A 21,536-nucleotide genomic window follows, 5' to 3' on the forward strand; every position below is an offset into this window, starting at 1 on the left:
CATCGGATAACTCCCGGTGACTATGCGCCCGCGCAGTGAGCCAGGTCACGTTTGCGTTCATTGAGTTCGCGGCCCGCGTGCACACTGGTGGGCATGCCGGTCCTCACCCCCTTCCGCAGCCCCGGATCGCGGCGCCGCGCGCGCCCGCGCAGCCTCGCGGGGCAGCTCTTCGCGATGCAGGTCGTCATCGTGGCCATGGTCGTCGCGGGCATCGCCGTGCTCGTGTACGTCAACGCCGGCAGCCGCGCGGTCGCGGCGGCCGAGGACCGGGTGACGGCGGCGGCGCGGGCGGTCGCCGACGCGCCCTCCGTCGCGGCGGCGATCCGCGGCCCGGACCCCACGCTCGCGCTCCAGCCGTACGCCGAGCAGGTCCGCAAGGACACCGGTGTCGCCTTTGTGACGATCATGAGCCCGGCCGGCATCCGCTGGACGCATCCCGACCCGCGCCAGATAGGCCGGCCGTTCCTCGGGCACATAGGCCCGGCGCAGCACGGCCGGACGTTCACCGAGACCTACACCGGCACGCTCGGCGCGTCCGTGCGCGTGGTCACCCCCGTCCGCGACGGCGGCCGCATCGTGGGGCTGGTCAGCATCGGCATCACCGTCCAGGCCATCACAGGCCAGGTGCGCGACCAGTTGACCGCCCTGATCGGGTTCGCGCTGGCGGCCCTGACGGTCGGCGGCGCGGGCACCTACCTCGCCAACGCCCGGCTGCGCCGGCACACCCACGGCATGGCCGCCGACGAGCTGAGCCGGATGTACGACTACCACCAGGCGACGTTGCACGCGGTGCGCGAGGGCCTGATCCTGCTGGACGCGGACCGCAGCGTGGCGCTCTGCAACGACGCGGCGCGCGAACTGCTGGGGCTGCCCGAGGACGTGGTCGGCGCGTACGTCGCCGAACTCGGCCTGCCGACCTCGCTGACCGGCGCGCTGCTGGCCGCGGAACCGCGCGTGGACGAGGTGCACCTGACCGCGGAGCGGGTCGTGGTGGTCAGCACCGCGCCGGTGCTCGGCGGCGAACGCCGGGGCACCGTGGTCACCTTGCGCGACCACACCGACCTCCAGGCGCTGACCGGCGAACTCGACTCGGTGCGCGGCTTCGCCGAGGCGCTGCGCTCGCAGGCCCACGAGGCCTCCAACCGGCTGCACACGGTCGTGTCGCTGATCGAACTGGGTCGCGCGGACGAGGCGGTGGAGTTCGCGACCGCCGAACTGGAACTGGCGCAGGCGCTGACCGACCGCGTGGTGGCGGCGGTCGGCGAACCGGTGCTGGCGGCACTGCTGCTGGGCAAGGCGGCCGAGGCGAGCGAGCGCGGCGTCGAACTGACCGTCAGCGAGGACAGCCGCATCGACGACGGCGTGCTGCCGGCCGCGCTGGCCTCCCGCGACCTGGTGACCGTCCTGGGCAACCTGATCGACAACGCCATCGACGCGGCGATCGAGGGCGCCGGCCGGAGCCCGGCCCGCCCGCACGTGGGGGTGACCGCCCGCGCGGACGGCGGTGTGCTGCTGCTGCGGGTCACCGACAACGGAACCGGCGTGGACCCGGCCACGGTGCGCGAGGTCTTCCGGCGCGGCTGGACCACCAAGAGCGAGGGCCGCGGACTGGGCCTGGCCCTGGTGGAACAGGCCGCGCGGCGGGCCGGCGGCACCGTGGACCTGGACCGCGCCGAGACCGGCGGCGCGGCCTTCACCGTACGGCTGCCGCTGCGGCAGGGGGTGCCGGCGTGATCAGGGTGCTGGTGGTCGAGGACGACCCGGTGGCGGCCGACGCGCACCGCCTGTACGTGGAGCGGCTGCCCGGCTTCGAGGTCGCGGCCGTCGCGCAGTCGGGCGGCGCGGCGCTGCGCGCGCTGGAGCGGCACCAGGTGGACCTGATCCTGCTCGACCTCAACCTGCCCGACGGGCACGGGCTCCAGGTGGTGCGCAAGCTGCGGGCCGCCGGGCACACCGCGGACGTGGTGGCCGTGACCTCGGCCCGCGACCTGGGGGTGGTGCGGCAGGCCGTCTCGGTGGGCGTGGTGCAGTACCTGCTCAAGCCGTTCACCTTCCCGGCGCTGCGCGACCGGCTGGAGCGCTGGGCCCGCTACCGCGAGGAACTGGCGGGCGGCGAGGCCTCCGGGCAGGACGAGGTGGACCGCGCGCTGGCGGCACTGCGCAGCCCCGAGACCTCGGCGCTCCCCAAGGGCCTGAGCGGTCCGACGCTGGAGGCGGTGACCGCCGCGCTGCGCGACGCCGGGGAGGGCCTGTCGGCGACCGCCGCCGCACAGCAGGTCGGCGTCTCCCGCATCACGGCCCGCCGCTACCTGGAGCACCTGGTCGACGTCGGCAGCGCCGTGCGGGCCCCGCAGTACGGGCAGGTGGGCCGGCCCGAGCTCACCTACCGGTGGGCGAGCCCACGCAGGAGCTGAGCGCGTGTTGCCGAATCGCGCGCGGCCTGGCCGGCGTCCCGGCCGACAGCGCCCGCAGGAACTCGTGTTGACGACCCGCCAGAACACGGACTCCGCCTCCCGCATCCGGTCCTCCGGGACCCGCCTGGACACCGTCACGGCCTCCGCCAGCGGCACCGGCACCGGCACCGGCACCGGCCCGATCGCGGTCCCGCGCAACGCCGTCACGCCGCCGAAGGCGCGCGCGGCCTCGACGGCACGCCGGCCGACAGTACCCGCACGATGACGGCCCGTCAGAACACGGACTCCGCCTCCCGCATCCGGTCCTCCGGGACCCGCTTGAGCACCGTCACGGCCTCCGCCAGCGGCACCAGCTCGATCGCGGTGCCGCGCAGCGCCGTCATGTTGCCGAAGGCGCCCTTGTGCGCGGCCTCGACGGCGTGCCAGCCGAAGCGGGTGGCAAGGACCCGGTCGTAGGGGGTGGGGACGCCGCCGCGCTGGACGTGGCCGAGGATGACCGGGCGGGCCTCCTTGCCCAAACGCTGCTCCAGCTCGACGGCGAGCCGAGTGCCGATGCCGGCGAAGCGCTCGTGGCCGTAGGCGTCGATCTCGCCGTGCACGTACGGCATGGTGCCCTCGGCGGGGTGGGCGCCCTCGGCGACGCAGACCACGGCGAACTTCTTGCCCCGCGCGAAGCGCTCCTCGACCATCGCGACGAGGTCGGCGGGGTCGAAGGCCCGCTCGGGCAGGCAGATGCCGTGGGCGCCGCCGGCCATCCCGGACTCCAGGGCGATCCATCCGGCGTGCCGGCCCATCACCTCGACGACCATGACGCGCTGGTGCGACTCGGCGGTGGTCTTCAGCCGGTCGATGGCCTCGGTGGCCACGGTGACGGCGGTGTCGAAGCCGAAGGTGCGGTCGGTGGCCGAGATGTCGTTGTCGATGGTCTTGGGGACGCCGACGACCGGCATGCCCGCCTCGGCGAGCAGCCGGGCCGCGGTGAGGGTGCCCTCGCCGCCGATGGGGATGAGCACGTCGAGGCCGTAGTCCGCGCACACCGTACGCCAGTTGTCGGCGGCCTCGTGCAGCCGGGAGCGTTCCAGGCGGGTGGAGCCGAGCACCGTGCCGCCGCGGGCCAGGATGCCGCTCACGGAGTTCAGGTCCAGGGTGCGGTAGCGGCCCTCCAGCAGTCCCTTGAAGCCGTCCTCGAACCCGATCACCTCGTCGCCGTGGTACGTCAACGCGCGATGGGTCACCGAACGGATGACTGCGTTGAGCCCCGGGCAGTCGCCACCCGCGGTGAGGACTCCGATACGCATGGCGCTCCGCGCTCCCTCCGGTAGCGTCCCAGGTCGCCTCTTTCGCATCGTAGATCCGTGCCTGACCCACCGCGCGTCTTACGCACAGCGGACTGTAATGTCAAGAGGCATCCCTCACCCGAATGGGTGATGTGCGACCGACCAGAGATGCTGCCCGGCAGGAACGGAGAGAGCGCGTGACGCGCAGCGTGTACGTAACCGGGGTCGGCCGGGGGGACGGCAGGCAGGTCGTCGAGCTCGGCGTCATGGAGCTGCTCACCCGCCAGGTCGACCGCGTGGGCGTGTTCCGCCCGCTGGTGCACGACACCCCCGACCGGATGTTCGAGCTGCTGCGCAGCCGCTTCCGGCTCACCCAGGACCCGGCGACCGCCTTCGGCCTGAGCTACGAGGAGGCCGCGGCGCTCCAGGCCGAGCAGGGCCGGGACGCGATGATCGCCGTGCTCGTCGAGCGCTACCACCTGGTGGCCCGGGAGTACGAGACCGTGCTCGTGCTCGGCTCGGACTTCCACGAGACGAACCTGCCGGGCGAGATGGGTATCAACGCCCGCCTCGCCAACGAGTTCGGGGCCTCGGTGGTCCCGGTGGTCGGCGGGCGCGACCAGACCGCGGAGTCGGTGGTGGACGAGGTGCGCAACGCCCACCAGTCCTACAGCGGCTTCGGCTGCGACATCGTCGCCATGATCGCCAACCGGGTGCCCCGGGAGGCCCTGGACGAGGTCGCCGGGCGGCTGCGCCGGCTGCTGCCGGTCCCCGCCTACGTGCTGCCGGACGAGCCCGCGCTGTCGGCGCCGACGGTCTCCCAGATCGTCGAGACCCTCGGCGCGGAGGTGCTGCTCGGCGACGCCGGCGGGCTCTCCCGCGACGTCCTGGGCTTCGTCTTCGGCGGCGCGATGCTGCCCACCTTCATCCGCGCGCTGACCCCCGGCTGCATGGTGATCACCCCGGGCGACCGCGCCGACCTCATCATCGGTTCGCTCGCCGCGCACTCGGCCGGCTCCCCGCCCATCGCGGGCATCCTGCTCACCCTCGACGAGGTGCCCGGCCCCGAGATCATGGCGCTGGCCGCCCGGCTCGCCCCCGGCACCCCGGTGATGTCCGTGCCGACCGGCAGCTTCCCGACGGCCGCCGAGCTGTTCGCCCTGGAGGCGAAGCTCGGCGCGGGCACTCCGCGCAAGGCCGAGACGGCACTCGGCCTCTTCGAGACGCATGTCGACAGCGCCGAGCTCAGCGAGCGGCTGTCGGTGGTCCGCGGCGAGCGCGTCACCCCGATGATGTTCGAGCACGAGCTCATCGAGCGGGCCCGCTCCGGCCGGCGCCGCGTCGTGCTGCCGGAGGGCGCCGAGGAGCGGATCCTGCACGCGGCCGAGGTGCTGCTGCGCCGCAATGTGTGCGACATCGTGCTGCTGGGGAACGAGGACGCCATCCGCCGGCGGGCCGGCGAACTCGGCATCGACGTGGACGTCCCCGGCCTGGTGCTCACCGATCCGCAGACCTCGCCGCTGCGCGAGGGCTTCGCCGAGCTGTACGCCAAACTGCGCGCCCACAAGGGCGTGAGCTACGAACTCGCCTACGACGTCGTCGCCGACGTGTCGTACTTCGGCACGCTGATGGTGCAGCAGGGCCTGGCCGACGGCATGGTCTCCGGCGCGGTGCACTCCACCGCGGCGACCATCCGTCCCGCGTTCGAGATCATCAAGACCGTGCCGGAGGCCTCGATCGTCTCCTCGGTCTTCTTCATGTGCCTGGCCGACAAGGTGCTGGTGTACGGCGACTGCGCGGTCAACCCCGACCCCGACGCCGAGCAGCTGGCGGACATCGCGATCCAGTCGGCCGAGACCGCCGCCCAGTTCGGGGTGGAGCCGCGGGTGGCGATGCTCTCGTACTCCACCGGGACCTCCGGCTCGGGCGCCGACGTCGACAAGGTGCGCCGGGCCACCGAACTGGTCCGCGAGCGCCGCCCGGAGCTGCTGGTCGAGGGCCCGATCCAGTACGACGCGGCGGTGGACGCCCAGGTCGCCGAGACAAAGCTGCCCGGCTCGGAGGTGGCGGGAAAGGCCACCGTACTGATCTTCCCGGACCTCAACACCGGCAACAACACCTACAAGGCCGTGCAGCGTTCGGCCGGCGCCGTGGCCGTCGGCCCCGTGCTGCAGGGCCTGCGCAAGCCCGTCAACGACCTGTCGCGCGGCGCGCTGGTGCAGGACATCGTCAACACCGTCGCCATCACGGCGATCCAGGCCCAGGGCGAGCAGGCGGCGGCAGGCCCGGCTGCCCCCGCCGCCCCGACCGACCCCAGGAAGGCACTGTGACCGCGACCCGCGTCCTCGTCCTCAACTCCGGCTCCTCGTCGGTGAAGTACCAGCTCATCGACATGGCCGACGGCAGCCGCCCGGCGGCCGGGATCGTGGAGCACATCGGTGAGCCCGGCGGGGTCGCCGGCCACGCGGAGGCGCTGAAGGCCGTCGCCGACGAACTGGCCGCCCGCGGCCTCGGCCTGGACTCCCCCGAACTGGCCGCCGTGGGGCACCGCGTGGTGCACGGCGGCACCCGGTTCACCGAGCCGACGCTGGTCGACGACGCCGTGCTGGCGGCCGTCGAGGAGCTCGTGCCGCTCGCCCCGCTGCACAACCCGGCGAACATCACCGGCATCAAGGTGGCCCGCGCGATGCGCCCGGACCTGCCGCAGGTGGCCGTCTTCGACACCGCCTTCCACTCGACGCTGCCCGAGGCCGCGTACCGCTACGCCATCGACCGGGAGACCGCCGACGCCCACCAGGTGCGCCGCTACGGCTTCCACGGCACCTCGCACGCGTACGTCAGCCGGGCCACGGCCGCGCTGCTGGGCAAGGACCCCGCCGAGGTCAATGTGATCGTGCTGCACCTCGGCAACGGCGCCTCCGCGTCCGCGGTGCGCGGCGGCGTGTGCGTGGAGACCTCCATGGGCCTGACCCCGCTGGAGGGCCTGGTCATGGGCACCCGCTCGGGTGATGTCGACCCGGCCGTGGTCTTCCACCTCACCCGCGTGGGCGGGATGTCGGTGGACGACGTGGACGTCCTGCTCAACAAGCGGTCCGGTCTGCTGGGCCTGTCCGGCGACAACGACATGCGGGAGATCGGCCGGCGGATGGCGGAGGGCGACGAGGCGGCACAGCTGGCCTTCGACGTCTACGTGCACCGGCTGCGCAAGTACGTCGGCGCCTACACCGCCGTCCTGGGCCGGGTGGACGCGATCGCCTTCACCGCGGGTGTCGGGGAGAACTCCGCCGCCGTGCGGGAGGCCGCGATGCGGGGCCTGGAGGTCCTGGGCATCGAACTGGACGGGGTGCGCAACGCGGTGCGGGCGAGCTCGGCGCGGCTGGTGTCCGCCGCCGGCAGCACGGTGGCGGTGGCAGTGGTCCCGACCGACGAGGAGCACGAGATCGCCCGGCAGACGTACGCGCTGGTGACCGGTCGGTGACGTCTCCAGGTCACCTGGAGGCTCTAGTCTATGGCCGCCGTCCGCACCGTCCACGACTCCCCCGCACGGGAAAATTCCGGAGCGGAACAAATTGATAGGATCGTCCTCATGCGCCGAGCGAAAATCGTCTGCACCCTGGGTCCCGCCGTCGATTCCTACGACCAGCTGAAAACGCTGGCCGAAGCCGGGATGAACGTGGCCCGTTTCAACTTCAGCCACGGCAGCCACGCCGAGCACGAGGAGCGCTACCACCGAGTGCGCAAGGTCTCGGAGGAGACCGGGCGTGCCATCGGTGTGCTGGCCGACCTCCAGGGCCCCAAGATCCGCCTGGAGACCTTCGCGGACGGCCCCGTGGAGCTGGTCGCCGGTGACGAGTTCACCATCACCACCGAGGACGTGGCGGGCGACAAGACCATCTGCGGCACCACCTACAAGGGCCTGCCCGGCGACGTGCGGTCCGGCGACCCCGTCCTGATCAACGACGGCAACGTCGCGCTGCGCGTGACCGAGGTCGACGGCGCCCGCGTGCGCTGCCTGGTCGTCGAGGGCGGTGTCATCTCCGACCACAAGGGCATCAACCTGCCCGGTGCGGCCGTCAACGTCCCGGCGCTGTCCGAGAAGGACATCGAGGACCTGCGCTTCGCGCTGCGGATGGGCGCCGACATGGTCGCGCTCTCCTTCGTGCGCGACGCCAAGGACATCCGCGACGTCCACCGCGTGATGGACGAGGTCGGCCGCCGCGTGCCGGTCATCGCCAAGGTGGAGAAGCCGCAGGCGGTCGACAACATGGAGGACATCGTCGCGGCGTTCGACGCCGTCATGGTGGCCCGTGGCGACCTCGCGGTGGAGTACCCGCTGGAGAAGGTCCCGATGGTGCAGAAGCGGCTCATCGAGCTGTGCCGCCGCAACGCCAAGCCGGTGATCGTGGCGACCCAGATGATGGAGTCGATGATCACCAACTCCCGCCCCACCCGCGCCGAGGCCTCCGACGTCGCCAACGCGATCCTCGACGGCACGGACGCGGTCATGCTGTCCGCGGAGTCCAGCGTCGGCAAGTACCCGATCGAGACCGTGAAGACCATGTCGCGGATCATCGAGGCCGCCGAGGTCGAGCTGCTCAAGCAGGGCCTGTGGCCGCTCAACGGCCGCAAGCCGCGCACCCAGGGCGGTGCCGTCGCCCGTGCCGCCGCCGAGCTCGCGGACTACCTGGACGCCAAGACGCTGGTCGCCTTCACCAAGTCCGGCGACACCGCGCGCCGGCTGGCCCGCTACCGCGTGCCGCAGCCGGTGGTCGCGTACACGACCGACGAGTCCACGCGCAACTACCTGGCGCTGACCTGGGGCGTGCAGACCACCGTCGTGCAGTACGTCAACACCACCGACGAGATGGTCGAGATCGTCAACGAGGAGATGCTCAAGCTCAGCGACTACACCGAGGGCGACACGGTGATCATCACCGCCGGCTCGCCTCCCGGTGAGGCCGGTACCACCAACCTGGTGCGGGTGCACCACCTCGGCCACCGCGCCGTCTGAGCAGGCCGGCCGTTCCCGGGCCCGCACCGCGGGTCCGGGAGAACGGCGGAGGGCGCCTCCCCCGCAAGGGGTGGGCGCCCTCCGCCGTGTGCGGCTCCCGAAGGGTCCGGGGTTCGATCAACCCTTGGTGTTGTAGACGTGCATACCGGGGATCGTGAGCGTGCCGCCGAACTGCCCGGCCTGCTTCACCGTGACGTTGGTGAAGAAGGCGACCGGCACATTGACCGGCGGCGGGGTGTCGGGCGTGAACTCGACCGGGATGAGCCCGAAGAGGTTGCCCTTCAGCGACTCGGTGTACATCGTCACCGTGCCGCCGCGGATCGTGGACGTGCTGCCCTTGCGGGCCTCGACGTGGCCGACGACGCCGCCCGGGTAGAAGACCTCCTGGTGCAGGTCCTTGATGTCCAGGGTGGAGGCCGTGAACTTCAGTACCGGCTTGGTCTTCCCGCTCCAGGTCTTCACCTCGACGATGCCCTTGTAGTCCAGGCCCGTGAGGGTCAGCACACTGCTGTGCAGTATCCAGGCGTCGTCCGCGAGGAGCGCGGGGGTCTCCTGGTACGCGGCGTCGGCCAGAGCCTGTGCGTCGTGCGTCGGGCACGGGAACGGGGTCTTCCCGTCCGCCGACGTGACCAGGGGGCTCGGGGTGTCGGCCGGCTTCTGCGTCGCCTTCCCGGTGGCGTCGTCCGCGGCCTTGGTGGCCTCGGACAGCGCCTTCCTGACCGCGTCGGTGGTGTCCTTGACGGACTTGACGGTCGACGTGTTCGTGCTGCCGGCCTGCGGGGTCTGCGACGTGGCGCTCGGGGTCGGCGTGGCGGTCGCGGAGGGCTCGGTGTCCGCCGGGGCGGACTCGGTGCCCTTCTTGTTGACGCCCAGCAGGTCGCCCAGCGCGTCGCCGAGGCCCAGCGGGTCCAGCGGCTTGGAGGACGGCTTCACCGACGGGGTCGCGGGCGTGGACGGGGTGCCCGTCGTACCCGTCGAACCACCGCTGCCGGTGTCGTCCTTGCCGTCGCCGGCGCCCGTGCCGGAGCCGGGGTCGGACGGACCGGTCGTCGGGGTCACCGAGGGCTTCGGTGTCTCCGGCGTTTCCGGCTTCTGCGGCTTGTCCGGCTTCGTGTCACCGCTCGGCGTGCTGCTCGTCGGCGTCGAGGACGGCGAGGGCTCGTCGGGCTGCTCCACGCACTTCGTACCGGAGAACGGGTTCTTCGGCAGTTCGTCGGCAGAGGCCAGCCTCGGGGTCAGTCCCATGCCCATCAGGACCGCCGTCGGCATCGCGGCCAGGGCTATCGCCTTGCCCGCCGGCATCTGCAGCTTGGTCAGCAGCGACTTCCGCGGGGCCGCGTGCCGCGGCCCCGGTCTCACACGGGTGCCGTTCCCAGCGGCAGCGGAAGCCGGCTGATCCTCATCACCCCGCACTGTGCCTCCCGTTCGCGTCTGCGGTTCGCTCTGTGCCGTCCTCCGGCTCCTGCGCAGCGCTGCCGGCCGGCGCCTCGGCGGGGTACTCGCCGTACGCCTTGGCGTAGGGGGAGTCCGGCGGGGGCACGTAGCCGGTGTCGCCGTCGTACCCCGCGCCGCCACCGGGCAGTTCCGCCGCCTGCGGTCCGCCCTCGGCGGGCGCGACACCCGGGGCCCAGGCCACGGAGAGCGCTCCGCCGACCAGCCCGAGCACGAAGCCCACGAAGAAGCCGCCGAAGTTGGAGACCACCAGGGAGACCAGGGCGAGCAGGATCGAGGCGATGCCCGCGAACACCCGGACCGCCGACTGGAACCACATGGTCAGACCGAGGACGACCAGCAGCACGCCGATGATCAGCGAACCGGAGCCGGCCGTGGTGGCCATGGTCAGGCTGAGCGAGCCAAGGGTGATGTTGGCGTACGGGAAATAGGCGATGGGCAGTCCGGCCAGAACCGTCAGCAGGCCCGCCCAGAACGGCCGCTGCCCGCGCCACACGCGGAACCGGAACCGCCAATAGTCGAACCCGCTCAGTCCATGTGTCTCGGCGCTCATGGAAAACTGCTCCCTGGGACTGGCGTTACAAAGAAAAAAGCGAGTGGGTGGGGAAAGGTGAGGGGCGTCCCGCGCCCCTCACCCCCCTGGTGGTGCTTAGAAGCACTCGTAGCCTGCGCCCGAGCCCTTCTTGACCGACATGCTCAGCCCGCTGAGCTTGAAGGTTCCCGCGCTGGTGGCCCAGGCGGTCTGCCTCACGTCGGTCAGGTCGGCCGAGTCGGCCTCCTGCGCGAAGGAACCCGGGTCCGACTGGTCGCCGGTCTTGATGCCGGGACCCTTCTTGCTGTCCCCGGCCGCCACGCCGATGTTGATGTTGGTGAACGTGGCGTCAGCGTTCAGCTGGTCCAGGTCGATGTAGAGGTTCTTCGCCTCCACCTTCTTGTCACCGTTGCCGGCGCCCAGCTTCAGCGTCACATCGCCGAAGACGGGGACCGGAACCACGACGGACTGGCACAGGCCGGAGATCGTGGCGTTACTGAACGCGGAGACCGCGACCGGGATCGGCCTGCCGCCGTGCTGGACGTCGATGGCTCCGTACTGGACGAAGCCCTCACCGTGCAGGCTGTCGGCCTTCACCTTGAACTGCTGGCCGGACACACTGAACGACGCGGCAAGCGCGCCCTGGCCCAGGGCCACGCCTATCGCGGCGGTGGCCGCGACGCTCGGCACCATGACAACGGCGAACCGCTTCCATCTGGTACCGCCGCGAATGAGCGACTCCATGACTTTCCTCCTTCTCGGACGTACATCTCCGGCCGGAATCGTGGGGATTGCGGCGGGATGGGAGAAGAGCTACGTCCTCGGGAAGGAGAGCGCCGTACAGACGGCCGTCACGCGGGATGGCGGACGGCGTTGTCCGGAAATCGGCGATCACCCCCGAGCGACAACCACTGGCCACGCTCTCGCGCAACCTGCTGGACAGGCCCTGCCGGGTGGCAGAGACCCCCCTGTCCACGTGACGCGGCCGCTGCTGGCACAGCCTTCGCGCCCCGGCCCGGTGGGGACCCGTACGACGAGCGGGCGGCTGGATGCCGACACCTCGGCAACGGACCGAGCTTGGCCGATCGTGGTCCATTCGGGGCCGCTGCACAAGGGGCTTCGTTACTAGCGGGTAACGGTGCGATAACCCAGTCAGTATGGTCTGGACCAGATCGACTACGCAGGGTAGTTGCGTTGAGGGTGTGAAATTGCCTCAAGGGGTGATAGATCCGGACAGATGTCCGTCACTCTCTTACCGGAAGTAACATCGGCCGCACTTCATCAAGATTTGGTAAAGCGCGGCCGATGCCGCATTCGGCTCGAAAGGTCTTTCGAGGTGGGGACGGTCGGCGCGACCTCAAGCGATCAAGGGCGCGACGGGATCAGAAGAGCACCCGGGCCAGTGCCGAGCGGGCCGCGGTCACCCGCGGGTCGTCCGGTCCGATCACCTCGAAGAGCTCCAGCAGCCGCATCCGGGCCGCGTCACGGTCCGTACCCGTGGAGCGGCGCACCGCGTCCACCAGCCGTCCGAAGGCGTCCTCCACATGTCCGCCCACCAGGTCCAGATCGGCCACGGCGATCTGCGCCTGCACGTCGTCGGGGTGGTCCGCGGCGGCCTTGCGCAGCGCGTGCGGGTCGGCTCCCTCCACCCGCTGCAGCAGCTCCGCCTGGGCCAGGCCCAGCTTCGCCTCGACATTGCCCGGCTCCCCGGACAGCACATTGCGGTACGCCTGGATCGCGCCGCCGAGGTCGCCCTGGTCGAGCGCGTCGTGTGCCGCGGTCAGCGCCAGCTCCTGCGGGCTCGGCGGGCGCTCCTCGGCCGGCGCGGCGGGCACCCCGCCCTCGACCGGGGTGCCGACGATGCCGAAGCGCTGCTCGGCGACGGCGACCAGTTGGTCCAGCACCTCGCGGATCTGGTCCTCCGGCGCCGCGCCCTGGAAGAGCGGCATCGCCTGGCCGGCCAGCACCGCGAACACCGCGGGAATCCCCTGCACGCCGAACTGCTGCACCAGCAGCTGGTTCGCGTACACATCGATCTTGGCGACGACGACCCGGCCCGCGTACTCGGCGGCGAGCCGCTCCAGCGCGTCCTGCAACTGCACGCTGGCGTCCGCACGGTCGGTCCAGAAGTGGACGACGACCGGGACTTCGGTGGAGCGCTGCAGGACGTCGGTCTCGAAGGTGGCCTCGGTGACCTCGGTCACCAAAGCGGGGGCGGGTACTCCCCCGGTGCGGGCGGCTTCCGCGCGGGCCTGCTCGGCCTTTGCCTTGGCCTCACCGGCCGCCTTCACCGCGGCGAGGTCGACCACGCCGCTCATGGACATGTTCCGTGGCTGCATGGACCAATCCTCCCCCCTCGTCGCGGTTCCCGGGGAATCGCCCCCCGGAAGCGCCGCCATGGCGCGTCTTGACGCCGGAAGCACGACGCGGGGTCCCCGCCCACGCCTCGTGGCTGCCGACTGTTTCGATACGCGCCGTAGCGTAACTCCATGGTCGCGCACAGCGCAACGGGGATAGGGTGCCCAGCCATGTGCCCGCGTGAAACAGGACGACGAACCGGCCGCCCCCGCAGTGCGGAGGCCGACCGGGCGATCCTGGACGCCGCGCGGCAGGCCCTGGTCGAGACCGGCTGGTCCAAGTTGACCATGGGCGACGTCGCGGCGCGGGCCAAGGTGGCCAAGACCACTCTCTACCGCCGCTGGGCCGGCAAGAGCGAACTCGTCGTGGACGCGGTGGCCGCGCTCTTCGACGAACTGGAACTCCCCGACCGCGGCAGCCTGCGGGCCGATGTGGAGGGCGTCGTCCTGCAGTTCGCGGCCCTGCTGGAGCAACCCGCCACCAAGACCGCGCTGATGGCGGTGGTCGCCGAGGCCACGCACGACGTGGCGCTGCGGCAGCGGATCCGCGAGGCGATCGTGGACCGGCAGAAGCGGCTGGTGGTCCAGGGCCGGCAACGCGCCCAGGCCCGCGGCGAGATCCCGCCCGACGAGGGCGACCCGGCGCCGCAGGTCGACCTCGTCTTCGACGTCATCGCGGGGGCGGTCGTGCACCGCACGCTCGTCTCCTGCGAGCCGGTGGACGCCGACTGGGCGGCGCGCTTCACCGCGGTCCTGCTCGGCGGGCTGTCGGCCGCCACCGGCTGATCGTCCCGGGCCGCCGCACCGCCGACGCAACTCCCTTGCGTTCGCCCGCCGTTCGGCAGGACGTCTTCCTGCGGGCGTTCCCGGAAGTTCATCAATCCCGCGGCGCCGGGGTCTTGCCGCGATGTCATGGCACCGCCATGCTTACCCGCGGGTATCTACTCGCATAGATTCCTCACCGGTTCCGCACAGTTCCGCGCATTTCCGCACAGCTTCATGAAGTTCTGCCCAGCTCAGCACAGTTGCGCACTGCTTCGACCTGACAGTGCGTCAGTTGATCGCTCGCCCCCAGGAGGATCGATCCACGTGAGACGTCATCACCCTCGTCGGCGCGGCGCCGTCGTCTCCCTCGCCGCTTCACTGCTCGCCCTGACGGCCGGCCAGACCGTGAGCGCCCTGCCCGCCACGGCCGCCCCGCACCCCCACACGCCCGCCTCCGCGGTCTCCGCGGCCGAGGAGCAGGCGGCTCGTGCGATCGCCGGCTCGCTCACCGACACCGCCTGGCGCGCCCGGGTGGGCAAGGCCGCGCTCGCCTCCGGCGACGTCGCCGTCACCACCCTGGCCGGCCAGGCCCGGGGCTCCCTGAAGACCGAACTGGCCGCCGCCGACCGGCGGATCGCCGCCGCCAAGGGCCTGGACGCCGGCGTCGGACCGCTGCTGCGGCTGCGCCTCGGCGACGACTCCATGCGCGCGGCGCTGGCCGCCGGTGCGGCGCCGTGGGTGACCGCGGCCTCCCTGGACGACGACGCCGCCACCGTCACCGCCTGGGACAGCCAGGGCCGTACCCACACGCTGGACGCCCGCAAGGCGCCCACGCACCCGGTGTACGTCGTGGACATCGACGGCTCCAAGGCGCTGGCCGCCGGCCTGGCCGTGATGAACAAGGAGCTGACCCGCTACGGAGTGGCCTCCGCCAAGGCCACCCCGTCCCGCGCGCAGGCCCCGGCGGCCGGCTCGCGGGCGCAGGCGGCGGCCACGGGCGGCTTCTGGACCACCCGCATCACCTCGGTCGAGCTGTCGGACGACGAGGAGCCCTGGGTCAAGGGCGACGCCGAGATCTACACCCTGGTCACCGGCTTCGGTCAGGACGGCGCCGTGCGCGTCGACCCCGTCGACATGCCGTACCTGGACAACGACGGCACGGTCTACCGGCCCAACCAGATCCTGGTGAACTGGTCGAACTACAAGTACAACCTCGCCGACGCGGTGATGATGGAGGAGGACGGCAGCACCAACTACCGCGACCTGGCCAAGGCCATCGCCACGGCGCTGCTCACCATCACCGACCAGGGCACCTACATCCCGCTGGTGAACGCGGTCCTGGACGCGATCCCGGACGACTGGTGGACCGACGACCCGGACTACGTCGACTCCTGGTACACCCTGGCGCAGAGCGACAACGGCACCCGCTACGGTGCCCGCGGCAACGGCTGGATGACCGTCGAGCCGTACTTCGTGCAGCAGTTCTGAGTCGTAGCGGCGCCACGGCGCCGCGACGGCACGAGGCCGGCGGGAACCCCCTGGTTCCCGCCGGCCCTCGGCGTTCGCGCCGCCGATGTGCTCAGAAGCGCGCGGGCTCGGTGTAGCTGCCCCATTCGTCGCGCAGCGCGCCGCAGATCTCGCCGAGAGTCGCCTCGGCGCGCACGGCCTCCAGCATCGGCTCGATCATGTTGGTGCCCTCGCGGGCCGCGGTGAGCATCGCCTCCAGCGCCTTGCGCACGGCGGCGTCGTCCCGCCGCTCCTTGCGGGCGGCCAGGACCCGCACCTGCTCGCGCTCCACCTCGTGGCTCACCCGCAGGATCTCCAGGTCCCCGGTGACCGAGCCGGTGTGGCAGTTGACGCCGACGACCCGCTTGTCGCCCTTCTCCAGGGAACGCTGGTACTCGAAGGCGGCCTCGGCGATCCGGCCGGTGAAGTAGCCGTCCTCGATGCCGCGCAGGATGCCCGAGGTGATCGGGCCGACCTCGTGCCGGCCGTCGGGCACGGCGCGGGCGCCCAGTTCCTTGATCTTGTCGAAGATCTTCTCCGCGTCCGCCTCGATGCGGTCGGTCAGCGCCTCGACGTACCAGGAGCCGCCGAGCGGGTCGGCGACATTGGCGACGCCGGTCTCCTCCATCAGCACCTGCTGGGTGCGCAGCGCGATCTCCGCGGCCTGGGCGCTGGGCAGCGCCAGCGTCTCGTCCAGGGCGTTGGTGTGCAGGGAGTTGGTGCCGCCGAGCACCGCCGCCAGCGCTTCGACCGCGGTGCGCACGACGTTGTTGTACGGCTGCTGGGCGGTCAGCGAGACGCCAGCGGTCTGGGTGTGGAAGCGCAGCCACTGCGCCTTGTCGGACGTCGCGCCGTACACGTCGCGCATCCAGCGCGCCCAGATCCGGCGCGCCGCGCGGAACTTGGCGATCTCCTCGAAGAAGTCGAGGTGCGCGTCGAAGAAGAAGGAGAGCCCCGGGGCGAAGGTGTTGACGTCCAGCCCGCGCGACAGGCCCAGCTCCACATAGCCGAAGCCGTCGGCCAGGGTGTAGGCGAGCTCCTGCGCGGCCGTGGAGCCGGCCTCGCGGATGTGGTAGCCGGAGACCGACAGCGGCTTGTACGCGGGGATGCCCTTCGCGCAGTGCTCCATCAGGTCGCCGATCAGGCGCAGGTGCGGCTCGGGCTCGAAGAGCCACTCCTTCTGCGCGATGTACTCCTTGAAGATGTCGGTCTGCAGGGTGCCGTTGAGCACCGCGGGGTCGACGCCCTGGCGCTCCGCGGCCACCAGGTACATACAGAAGACCGGCACCGCGGGACCGGAGATCGTCATCGAGGTGGTGACGTCGCCGAGCGGGATGTCCCGGAAGAGGACCTCCATGTCGGCCGCGGAGTCGATGGCCACACCGCAGTGGCCGACCTCGCCCAGCGAGCGCGGGTCGTCGGAGTCCCGGCCCATGAGGGTGGGCATGTCGAAGGCGACGGACAGACCGCCGCCGCCCGCCTCCAGGATCATCTTGTAGCGCTCGTTGGTCTGCTCGGCGTTGCCGAAGCCGGCGAACTGGCGGATGGTCCAGGTGCGGCCCCGGTAGCCGGTGGCGTGCAGACCGCGGGTGAACGGGTACTCCCCGGGCCAGCCGATCCGCTCGAAGCCGGGTACCTCCGCGCCGGCCGGCGGCCCGTACACCGGCTCCACGGTGTCCCCGGAGAGCGTGGTGAAGTCCGCCTCGCGCTTGCGGGAGGCGTCGTAGCGCGCCTGCCAGCGGCTGCGCCCCTCGTCAATGGCTGCAGCGTCCATGCCGGTGTCCGCCTCTCATCGGTGCGGGGCCGTCCTCGCACGTCCTTGTACAAGGAGGTCTACCCCTGTGGGGCGAAAATACTAGGACGTCCTAGTATTTGTCGACGGCAAAACCCCCCGTCCGCACAGGGAGGGGGGTATCCGCAGGTCAGGTGGTTGTCAGACCTTGACGGGTTCACCCGTGGGGAGCACCAGCGGCGCCACCTCGCGGGTCACCTTGCGCTCGACGAAGAACGCCGCGGTGGGGACGGTCCCGGCCAGCAGCACCCACAGCAGCTTGCCGAAGGGCCACTTCGCCTTGGATCCCAGATCGAAGGCGAAGACCAGGTACAGGACGTAGAGCCAGCCGTGCGCGATGGCGACGACCTGGGTGAAGCCCGCGGCGCCGTCGATGTGCAGCAGGTACTTGGCGATCACGCCGACGGTCAGCAGGACCAGCAGCACACCCGTCACGTAGGCGAGGGCGCGGTACCGGGTCAGGACACTCTGCTTCATGCGCCGAAGCCTAACCGGTGCGCTTCGGGCACTTTCCCCCGGGCCGTCCCGTGGCCGGCGGGCGTCCGGCTCCCCGGGCAGCGCGGCTACGACTCGAAATCCCCCGCGGATATCCGCAGCGGCCGCAGCAGGGCGAAGATCTCCGCGCACTCGTCGTCGTCGTACGCCTGGAGGCCGAATTTCATCCCCATGAGGTCGTCGGTGGCGGCCTCGCACACCTCGCGGCCCTTGGCCGTGATGGAGGCCAGCGTGCCGCGCCCGTCGTTGGGGTTGGGGCGCTTGGCGACGAGGCCGGCGGCCACCAGGCGGTCGACGGTGTTGGTGACCGACGTCGGGTGCACCATGAGGCGCTCGCCGATCTTCGACATCGGCAGCTCACCCTCCTTGCTGAAGGCGAGCAGCACCAGCGCCTCGTAGCGGGCGAAGGTGAGTCCGTAGGGCTTGACCACGGCGTCGACCTGGCTCAGCAGGATCTGCTGGGCGCGCATGATCGACGTGATCGCGACCATGGACGGCACGCGCCCCCAGCGCCGGGTCCAGATCTCGTCGGCGCGGGCGATCGGGTCGAAGGGCAGGCTGAGCGGCTTGGACACAGGGCCGAGCCTACCCGCCGGTCACATGGCGGGCAGCCATGTCTCGCGGGGCGGGACGACGGCACGTCAGGCGCGCCGGGGCACCGACCGTACCCGCCATCCGCCGCACCTGTGTGAACGCAGTGTTTCAGCCACCCCGGCCAGGGGTTCCGACCGAAAACCTCACCCTCCCGGGGAGGGTTTCCCCTACTCCCGGGCCGGACTTGCCCCCCTTTGGCCCGGATGACCCGGGACGTGACGTCGGTCACGCTCACGACAACCGGCCAATCGATGAAATGCACCTGTCATTAATGCCCTGTTCGGTGCGAGGCTCCTTACCGCGCGGAACACCGCGCACCCCCCACATCCCCCGGGTGCGGTTCCGCCCGGGGACCACGCCTGCCGTCCCCACACGGCGGGACCCAAGGAGTCACATTGCGCAAGAAGCTGGCACTCGGCACCCTCGTGGCCACATCGGCACTCCTGGCCGGCGGCCTCCAGTCCCTCGCGGCGACCGCACGGCCCGCGCCGTCCGCCACCGCGCTCGCCGCCTCCCACGCACAGGCCCTCACCGACGCCCGCGGCCAGGCGGGCGCCCTGGCCGGCGCCCTCGGCCTGGGCTCCCAGGAGCGGCTGACGGTCAAGGACGTCGTCGTCGACCCGGACGGCACCCGCCACCTGCGCTACGACCGCACCTACGCGGGCCTGGAGGTGCTCGGCGGCGACCTGGTGGTCCACCAGGGCAGCGACGGCGCCACCCGGTCCGTCTCGCGGACCGTCACCGCGAGCATCGCCCCCGCCACCCTCACCCCCGCCGTGACGCCCTCCGCCGCCCGCGACAAGGCCGCCGCCACGGTCAAGGGCCTGCTGAAGACGCCGCTGGTCAAGGGCGAGGAACCGCTGAAGACCGTCGGTACCGCCGCCACCCCGCAGAAGGTCGTCTGGGCGGTCAGCGGCACGCCCCGGCTCGCCTACCGGACCGTGGTCCACGGCACCCAGGCCGACGGCACCCCGAGCGAGCTCAACGTGATCACCGACGCCGGCACCGGCGCGGTGATCCAGAAGTACGAGGGCATCCAGACCGGCACCGGCACCGGCGTCCACGTGGGCTCGGTCACCCTCACCACCACCAAGTCCGGCAGCACCTACACGCTGAAGGACGCGAGCCGCGGCGGCATCTCCACCACCGACCTGAACAACCGCACCAGCGGCACCGGCACCACGTTCACCGACACCGACGACGTGTGGGGCAACGGCTCCGCCTCCAACCGCCAGTCGGCGGGCGTGGACGCCCAGTTCGGCGCGGCGGCCACCTGGGACTTCTACAAGAACACCTTCGGCCGCTCGGGCATCAGGAACGACGGCAAGGGCTCCGTCTCGCGCGCCCACTACGGCAGCAACTACGTCAACGCCTTCTGGGACGACAGCTGCTTCTGCATGACCTACGGCGACGGCTCGGGCAACACCCACCCGCTGACCGCGCTCGACGTCTCCGGCCACGAGATATCCCACGGCGTGACCAGCGCCACGGCCGGCCTGACCTACTCCGGCGAGTCCGGCGGCCTCAACGAGGCCACCTCCGACATCTTCGGCACCATGGTCGAGTTCAACGCCAACCTCGCCTCGGACACCCCGGACTACCTCATCGGCGAGAAGATCGACATCAACGGCGACGGCACCCCGCTGCGCTACATGGACAAGCCGTCCAAGGACGGTGCCTCCGCCGACTACTGGTCCTCCTCGGTGAAGAACCTCGACGTGCACTACTCGTCGGGTGTGGCCAACCACTTCTTCTACCTGCTCTCCGAGGGCAGCGGCGCCAAGACCATCAACGGCGTCAGCTACAACAGCCCCACGAAGAACGGCTCCACCGTCACCGGCATCGGCCGCGCCAAGGCCGCGGCCATCTGGTACCGCGCCCTGACGGTGTACTTCACCTCGTCCACCAACTACGCCAAGGCCCGCACCGCGACGCTGAACGCGGCCAAGGACCTGTACGGCAGCGGCTCCGCCGAGTACAACGCGGTCGCCGCCGCCTGGACCGGGGTCAACGTCGCCTGACGGCGCGCCGGTGCAGCCCGGTGACCCGTTGACCCGTTGACCCGGCCGGCACCCCGATCACTCGCGGTGCTGCGGACCGCCCCATACGGTCCGCAGCACCGCGAGGACGCACAAGGTGCCGATCACGCAGGACCACCCGTTCACCAGATGGACGGGCCCGAACTCCGCGGCGGCACCTGCCGCCGCCATTCCCGCGCCCTGGACCGTCATCAGGCCCGCCGACTGCACGGTCATCGCCCGGCCGCGCAGTTCCTCCGGAACGGCGTCGACGAACCACTGGTCCACGCCCAGCGTCCAGGCGCCGGTGAGCCCGGCGGCAAACATCGCGGCCAGGGACCAGGGCAGCGACGGCCGCAGGAGGAAGGCGGCGTAGGGCAGCAGGGTGCACGCCACCAGCGGGCCGGCGATCCGGCCGCGGGCCGCCGGGCTCAAGTACCCGCCCGCCAGGGCCTCCCCGAGGATCATGCCGACCGGCATCGCCGCCATGAAGAGGCCGAGCCCCGTCGTCCCCGCCCCCACGGACTGCGCGTACGGCGCCGCGAGCGCCTCCGGGACGACGCAGAAGAACGACGGCACCCACGCGAGCAGCAGGAGCCCGCGCACCCCGCGGTGGGCGAGCAGCCGTCCCGTACCGCCGCCGTCACCGCGTTCGCGCGCGCCCCGTGCCGGCCGCCGCCTCGTCCCCAGGCGCAGCAGCAGCGCCGAGCCGAGGAACGCGGCCGCGGTGAGCAGCAAGGCGGCCCGCGGCGTGACCACGGCCAGCAGCAGTCCGCCCAGCCCAAAGCCGACGACCTGCGCTCCCTGCGCCACGATCCGGATCAGCGACCGCCCGAGGACGAAGGCGTCACCCGGGAGAATGTCGGCCAGGCTCGCCGCGCGCGTCCCGGTGAAGACCGGGGCGATCACCGCCATGACCGCGCGCAGCGCGAGCAGGACGGCGATCGGCGTCCCCGGCAGCACCATCGCGGCCGCGCACGCCGCGCACAGCAGGTCGCAGACCACCAGCACCCGGCGCGGCGGGAAGCGGTCGGCGACCCCCGCCAGCAGCGTCCCGCCCACGGCGTACGGCACGAAGCCCAGCGCGAAGGTGAGCGCCGACAGCAGCGGCGACGCGGTGAGCCGGAACACCAGCACGGACAGCGCGATCTGGGACACGACGGTGCCCTGCAAGGACAGCACGTGCGCCGCGAAGACGGCCCGGAACTCCCGCACTGCGAAGACGGCACGGTAGCCCCCGGACGCGGCGGCGGGGACGGCGTCGGCATTGAGCGTCATGGACCGCAGCGTGGCGGCCGGAACCGCACCGCCCGTAGTCTTTCG

18 protein-coding genes are annotated in these 21,536 nt (G+C 71.6%); 9 read left to right on the forward strand and 9 right to left on the reverse strand.

The window, feature by feature from the left end; genetic code table 11:
• Positions 1–93 precede the first annotated feature (93 nt).
• The 3 genes from ACIP64_RS00465 to ACIP64_RS00475 all read left to right on the forward strand — a co-directional run bounded on the left by ACIP64_RS00465 (position 94) and on the right by ACIP64_RS00475 (position 2,679).
• The gene (locus tag ACIP64_RS00465) at positions 94–1,734 is read left to right on the forward strand and encodes an ATP-binding protein (RefSeq protein ID WP_401580239.1); all 1,641 of its coding nucleotides are present in this window, start codon (positions 94–96) and stop codon (positions 1,732–1,734) included.
• Complete coding sequence (locus tag ACIP64_RS00470; protein ID WP_401580241.1) at positions 1,731–2,414, forward strand: response regulator; 684 nt, start codon at positions 1,731–1,733, stop codon at positions 2,412–2,414. The genes ACIP64_RS00465 and ACIP64_RS00470 overlap by 4 nt, the downstream gene beginning before the upstream one ends.
• 67 nt (positions 2,415–2,481) lie before the next feature.
• Complete coding sequence (locus ACIP64_RS00475; protein WP_401580242.1) at positions 2,482–2,679, forward strand: hypothetical protein; 198 nt, start codon at positions 2,482–2,484, stop codon at positions 2,677–2,679.
• Positions 2,680–2,686: 7 nt separating this feature from the next.
• On the opposite strand, the gene ACIP64_RS00480 is transcribed toward ACIP64_RS00475, so the two are convergent.
• Positions 2,687–3,712 carry an ATP-dependent 6-phosphofructokinase gene (locus ACIP64_RS00480; RefSeq protein WP_401580244.1) on the reverse strand — a complete coding sequence of 342 codons (1,026 nt, stop codon included), beginning with the start codon at positions 3,710–3,712 and terminating at the stop codon, positions 2,687–2,689.
• 176 nt (positions 3,713–3,888) lie between these two features.
• Here ACIP64_RS00480 and pta point away from each other — a divergent pair, with 176 nt between their 5' ends.
• The 3 genes from pta (at position 3,889) to pyk (ending at position 8,702) form a co-directional block, all read left to right on the forward strand.
• The gene (pta, locus tag ACIP64_RS00485) at positions 3,889–6,021 is read left to right on the forward strand and encodes a phosphate acetyltransferase (RefSeq protein ID WP_401580246.1); all 2,133 of its coding nucleotides are present in this window, start codon (positions 3,889–3,891) and stop codon (positions 6,019–6,021) included.
• Positions 6,018–7,169, forward strand: coding sequence for an acetate kinase (locus ACIP64_RS00490; RefSeq protein WP_401580248.1), 1,152 nt, complete (start codon positions 6,018–6,020; stop codon positions 7,167–7,169). The genes pta and ACIP64_RS00490 overlap by 4 nt, the downstream gene beginning before the upstream one ends.
• Positions 7,170–7,277: 108 nt before the next feature.
• Entirely contained in the window at positions 7,278–8,702 is a 1,425-nt protein-coding gene (pyk, locus tag ACIP64_RS00495; protein ID WP_401580250.1) for a pyruvate kinase, read from the forward strand.
• Positions 8,703–8,819: 117 nt separating this feature from the next.
• On the opposite strand, the gene ACIP64_RS00500 is transcribed toward pyk, so the two are convergent.
• From ACIP64_RS00500 to ACIP64_RS00515, 4 genes are all read right to left on the reverse strand, one after another.
• Positions 8,820–10,115 (reverse strand): hydrogenase expression protein HypF, encoded by a 1,296-nt coding sequence (locus ACIP64_RS00500; protein ID WP_401580252.1) that lies wholly within the window; start codon positions 10,113–10,115, stop codon positions 8,820–8,822.
• Positions 10,105–10,707: a DUF6114 domain-containing protein gene (locus tag ACIP64_RS00505; protein WP_401580254.1), complete on the reverse strand. Its 603-nt coding sequence runs from the start codon at positions 10,705–10,707 to the stop codon at positions 10,105–10,107. Before ACIP64_RS00505 ends, ACIP64_RS00500 begins: the two co-directional genes overlap by 11 nt.
• A 96-nt stretch (positions 10,708–10,803) precedes the next feature.
• Complete coding sequence (locus ACIP64_RS00510; protein WP_401580256.1) at positions 10,804–11,430, reverse strand: DUF6230 family protein; 627 nt, start codon at positions 11,428–11,430, stop codon at positions 10,804–10,806.
• A gap of 638 nt (positions 11,431–12,068) precedes the next feature.
• Positions 12,069–13,025, reverse strand: coding sequence for a tetratricopeptide repeat protein (locus tag ACIP64_RS00515; protein WP_401580258.1), 957 nt, complete (start codon positions 13,023–13,025; stop codon positions 12,069–12,071).
• Between the two features lie 189 nt (positions 13,026–13,214).
• On the opposite strand from ACIP64_RS00515, the gene ACIP64_RS00520 reads away from it, so the two are divergent.
• Both ACIP64_RS00520 and ACIP64_RS00525 read left to right on the forward strand, forming a co-directional pair.
• Entirely contained in the window at positions 13,215–13,829 is a 615-nt protein-coding gene (locus ACIP64_RS00520; RefSeq protein WP_401580260.1) for a TetR/AcrR family transcriptional regulator, read from the forward strand.
• A gap of 303 nt (positions 13,830–14,132) precedes the next feature.
• Positions 14,133–15,296, forward strand: coding sequence for a DUF3103 family protein (locus ACIP64_RS00525; RefSeq protein WP_401580262.1), 1,164 nt, complete (start codon positions 14,133–14,135; stop codon positions 15,294–15,296).
• A 91-nt stretch (positions 15,297–15,387) separates the two neighbouring features.
• Here ACIP64_RS00525 and ACIP64_RS00530 read toward each other — a convergent pair whose 3' ends face one another.
• The 3 genes from ACIP64_RS00530 to ACIP64_RS00540 form a co-directional block, all read right to left on the reverse strand.
• Positions 15,388–17,088: a methylmalonyl-CoA mutase gene (locus tag ACIP64_RS00530; RefSeq protein WP_401580263.1), complete on the reverse strand. Its 1,701-nt coding sequence runs from the start codon at positions 17,086–17,088 to the stop codon at positions 15,388–15,390.
• Positions 17,089–17,247: 159 nt separating this feature from the next.
• Positions 17,248–17,583, reverse strand: coding sequence for a DUF3817 domain-containing protein (locus tag ACIP64_RS00535; RefSeq protein WP_401580264.1), 336 nt, complete (start codon positions 17,581–17,583; stop codon positions 17,248–17,250).
• 86 nt (positions 17,584–17,669) lie between these two features.
• Positions 17,670–18,176: a MarR family winged helix-turn-helix transcriptional regulator gene (locus tag ACIP64_RS00540; protein WP_401580266.1), complete on the reverse strand. Its 507-nt coding sequence runs from the start codon at positions 18,174–18,176 to the stop codon at positions 17,670–17,672.
• 414 nt (positions 18,177–18,590) lie between these two features.
• Here ACIP64_RS00540 and ACIP64_RS00545 point away from each other — a divergent pair, with 414 nt between their 5' ends.
• Positions 18,591–20,216: a M4 family metallopeptidase gene (locus ACIP64_RS00545; RefSeq protein ID WP_401580268.1), complete on the forward strand. Its 1,626-nt coding sequence runs from the start codon at positions 18,591–18,593 to the stop codon at positions 20,214–20,216.
• A 57-nt stretch (positions 20,217–20,273) separates the two neighbouring features.
• Here the strand turns inward: ACIP64_RS00545 and ACIP64_RS00550 are convergent, their stop codons facing one another.
• On the reverse strand, positions 20,274–21,491 hold the full coding sequence (locus tag ACIP64_RS00550) for an MFS transporter (RefSeq protein ID WP_401580269.1): 1,218 nt from the start codon (positions 21,489–21,491) through the stop codon (positions 20,274–20,276).
• Between the last annotated feature and the right edge of the window lie 45 nt (positions 21,492–21,536).

Source organism: Streptomyces sp. NPDC088733 (genome assembly GCF_044751185.1).
Taxonomy (GTDB): Bacteria; Actinomycetota; Actinomycetes; order Streptomycetales; family Streptomycetaceae; genus Actinacidiphila.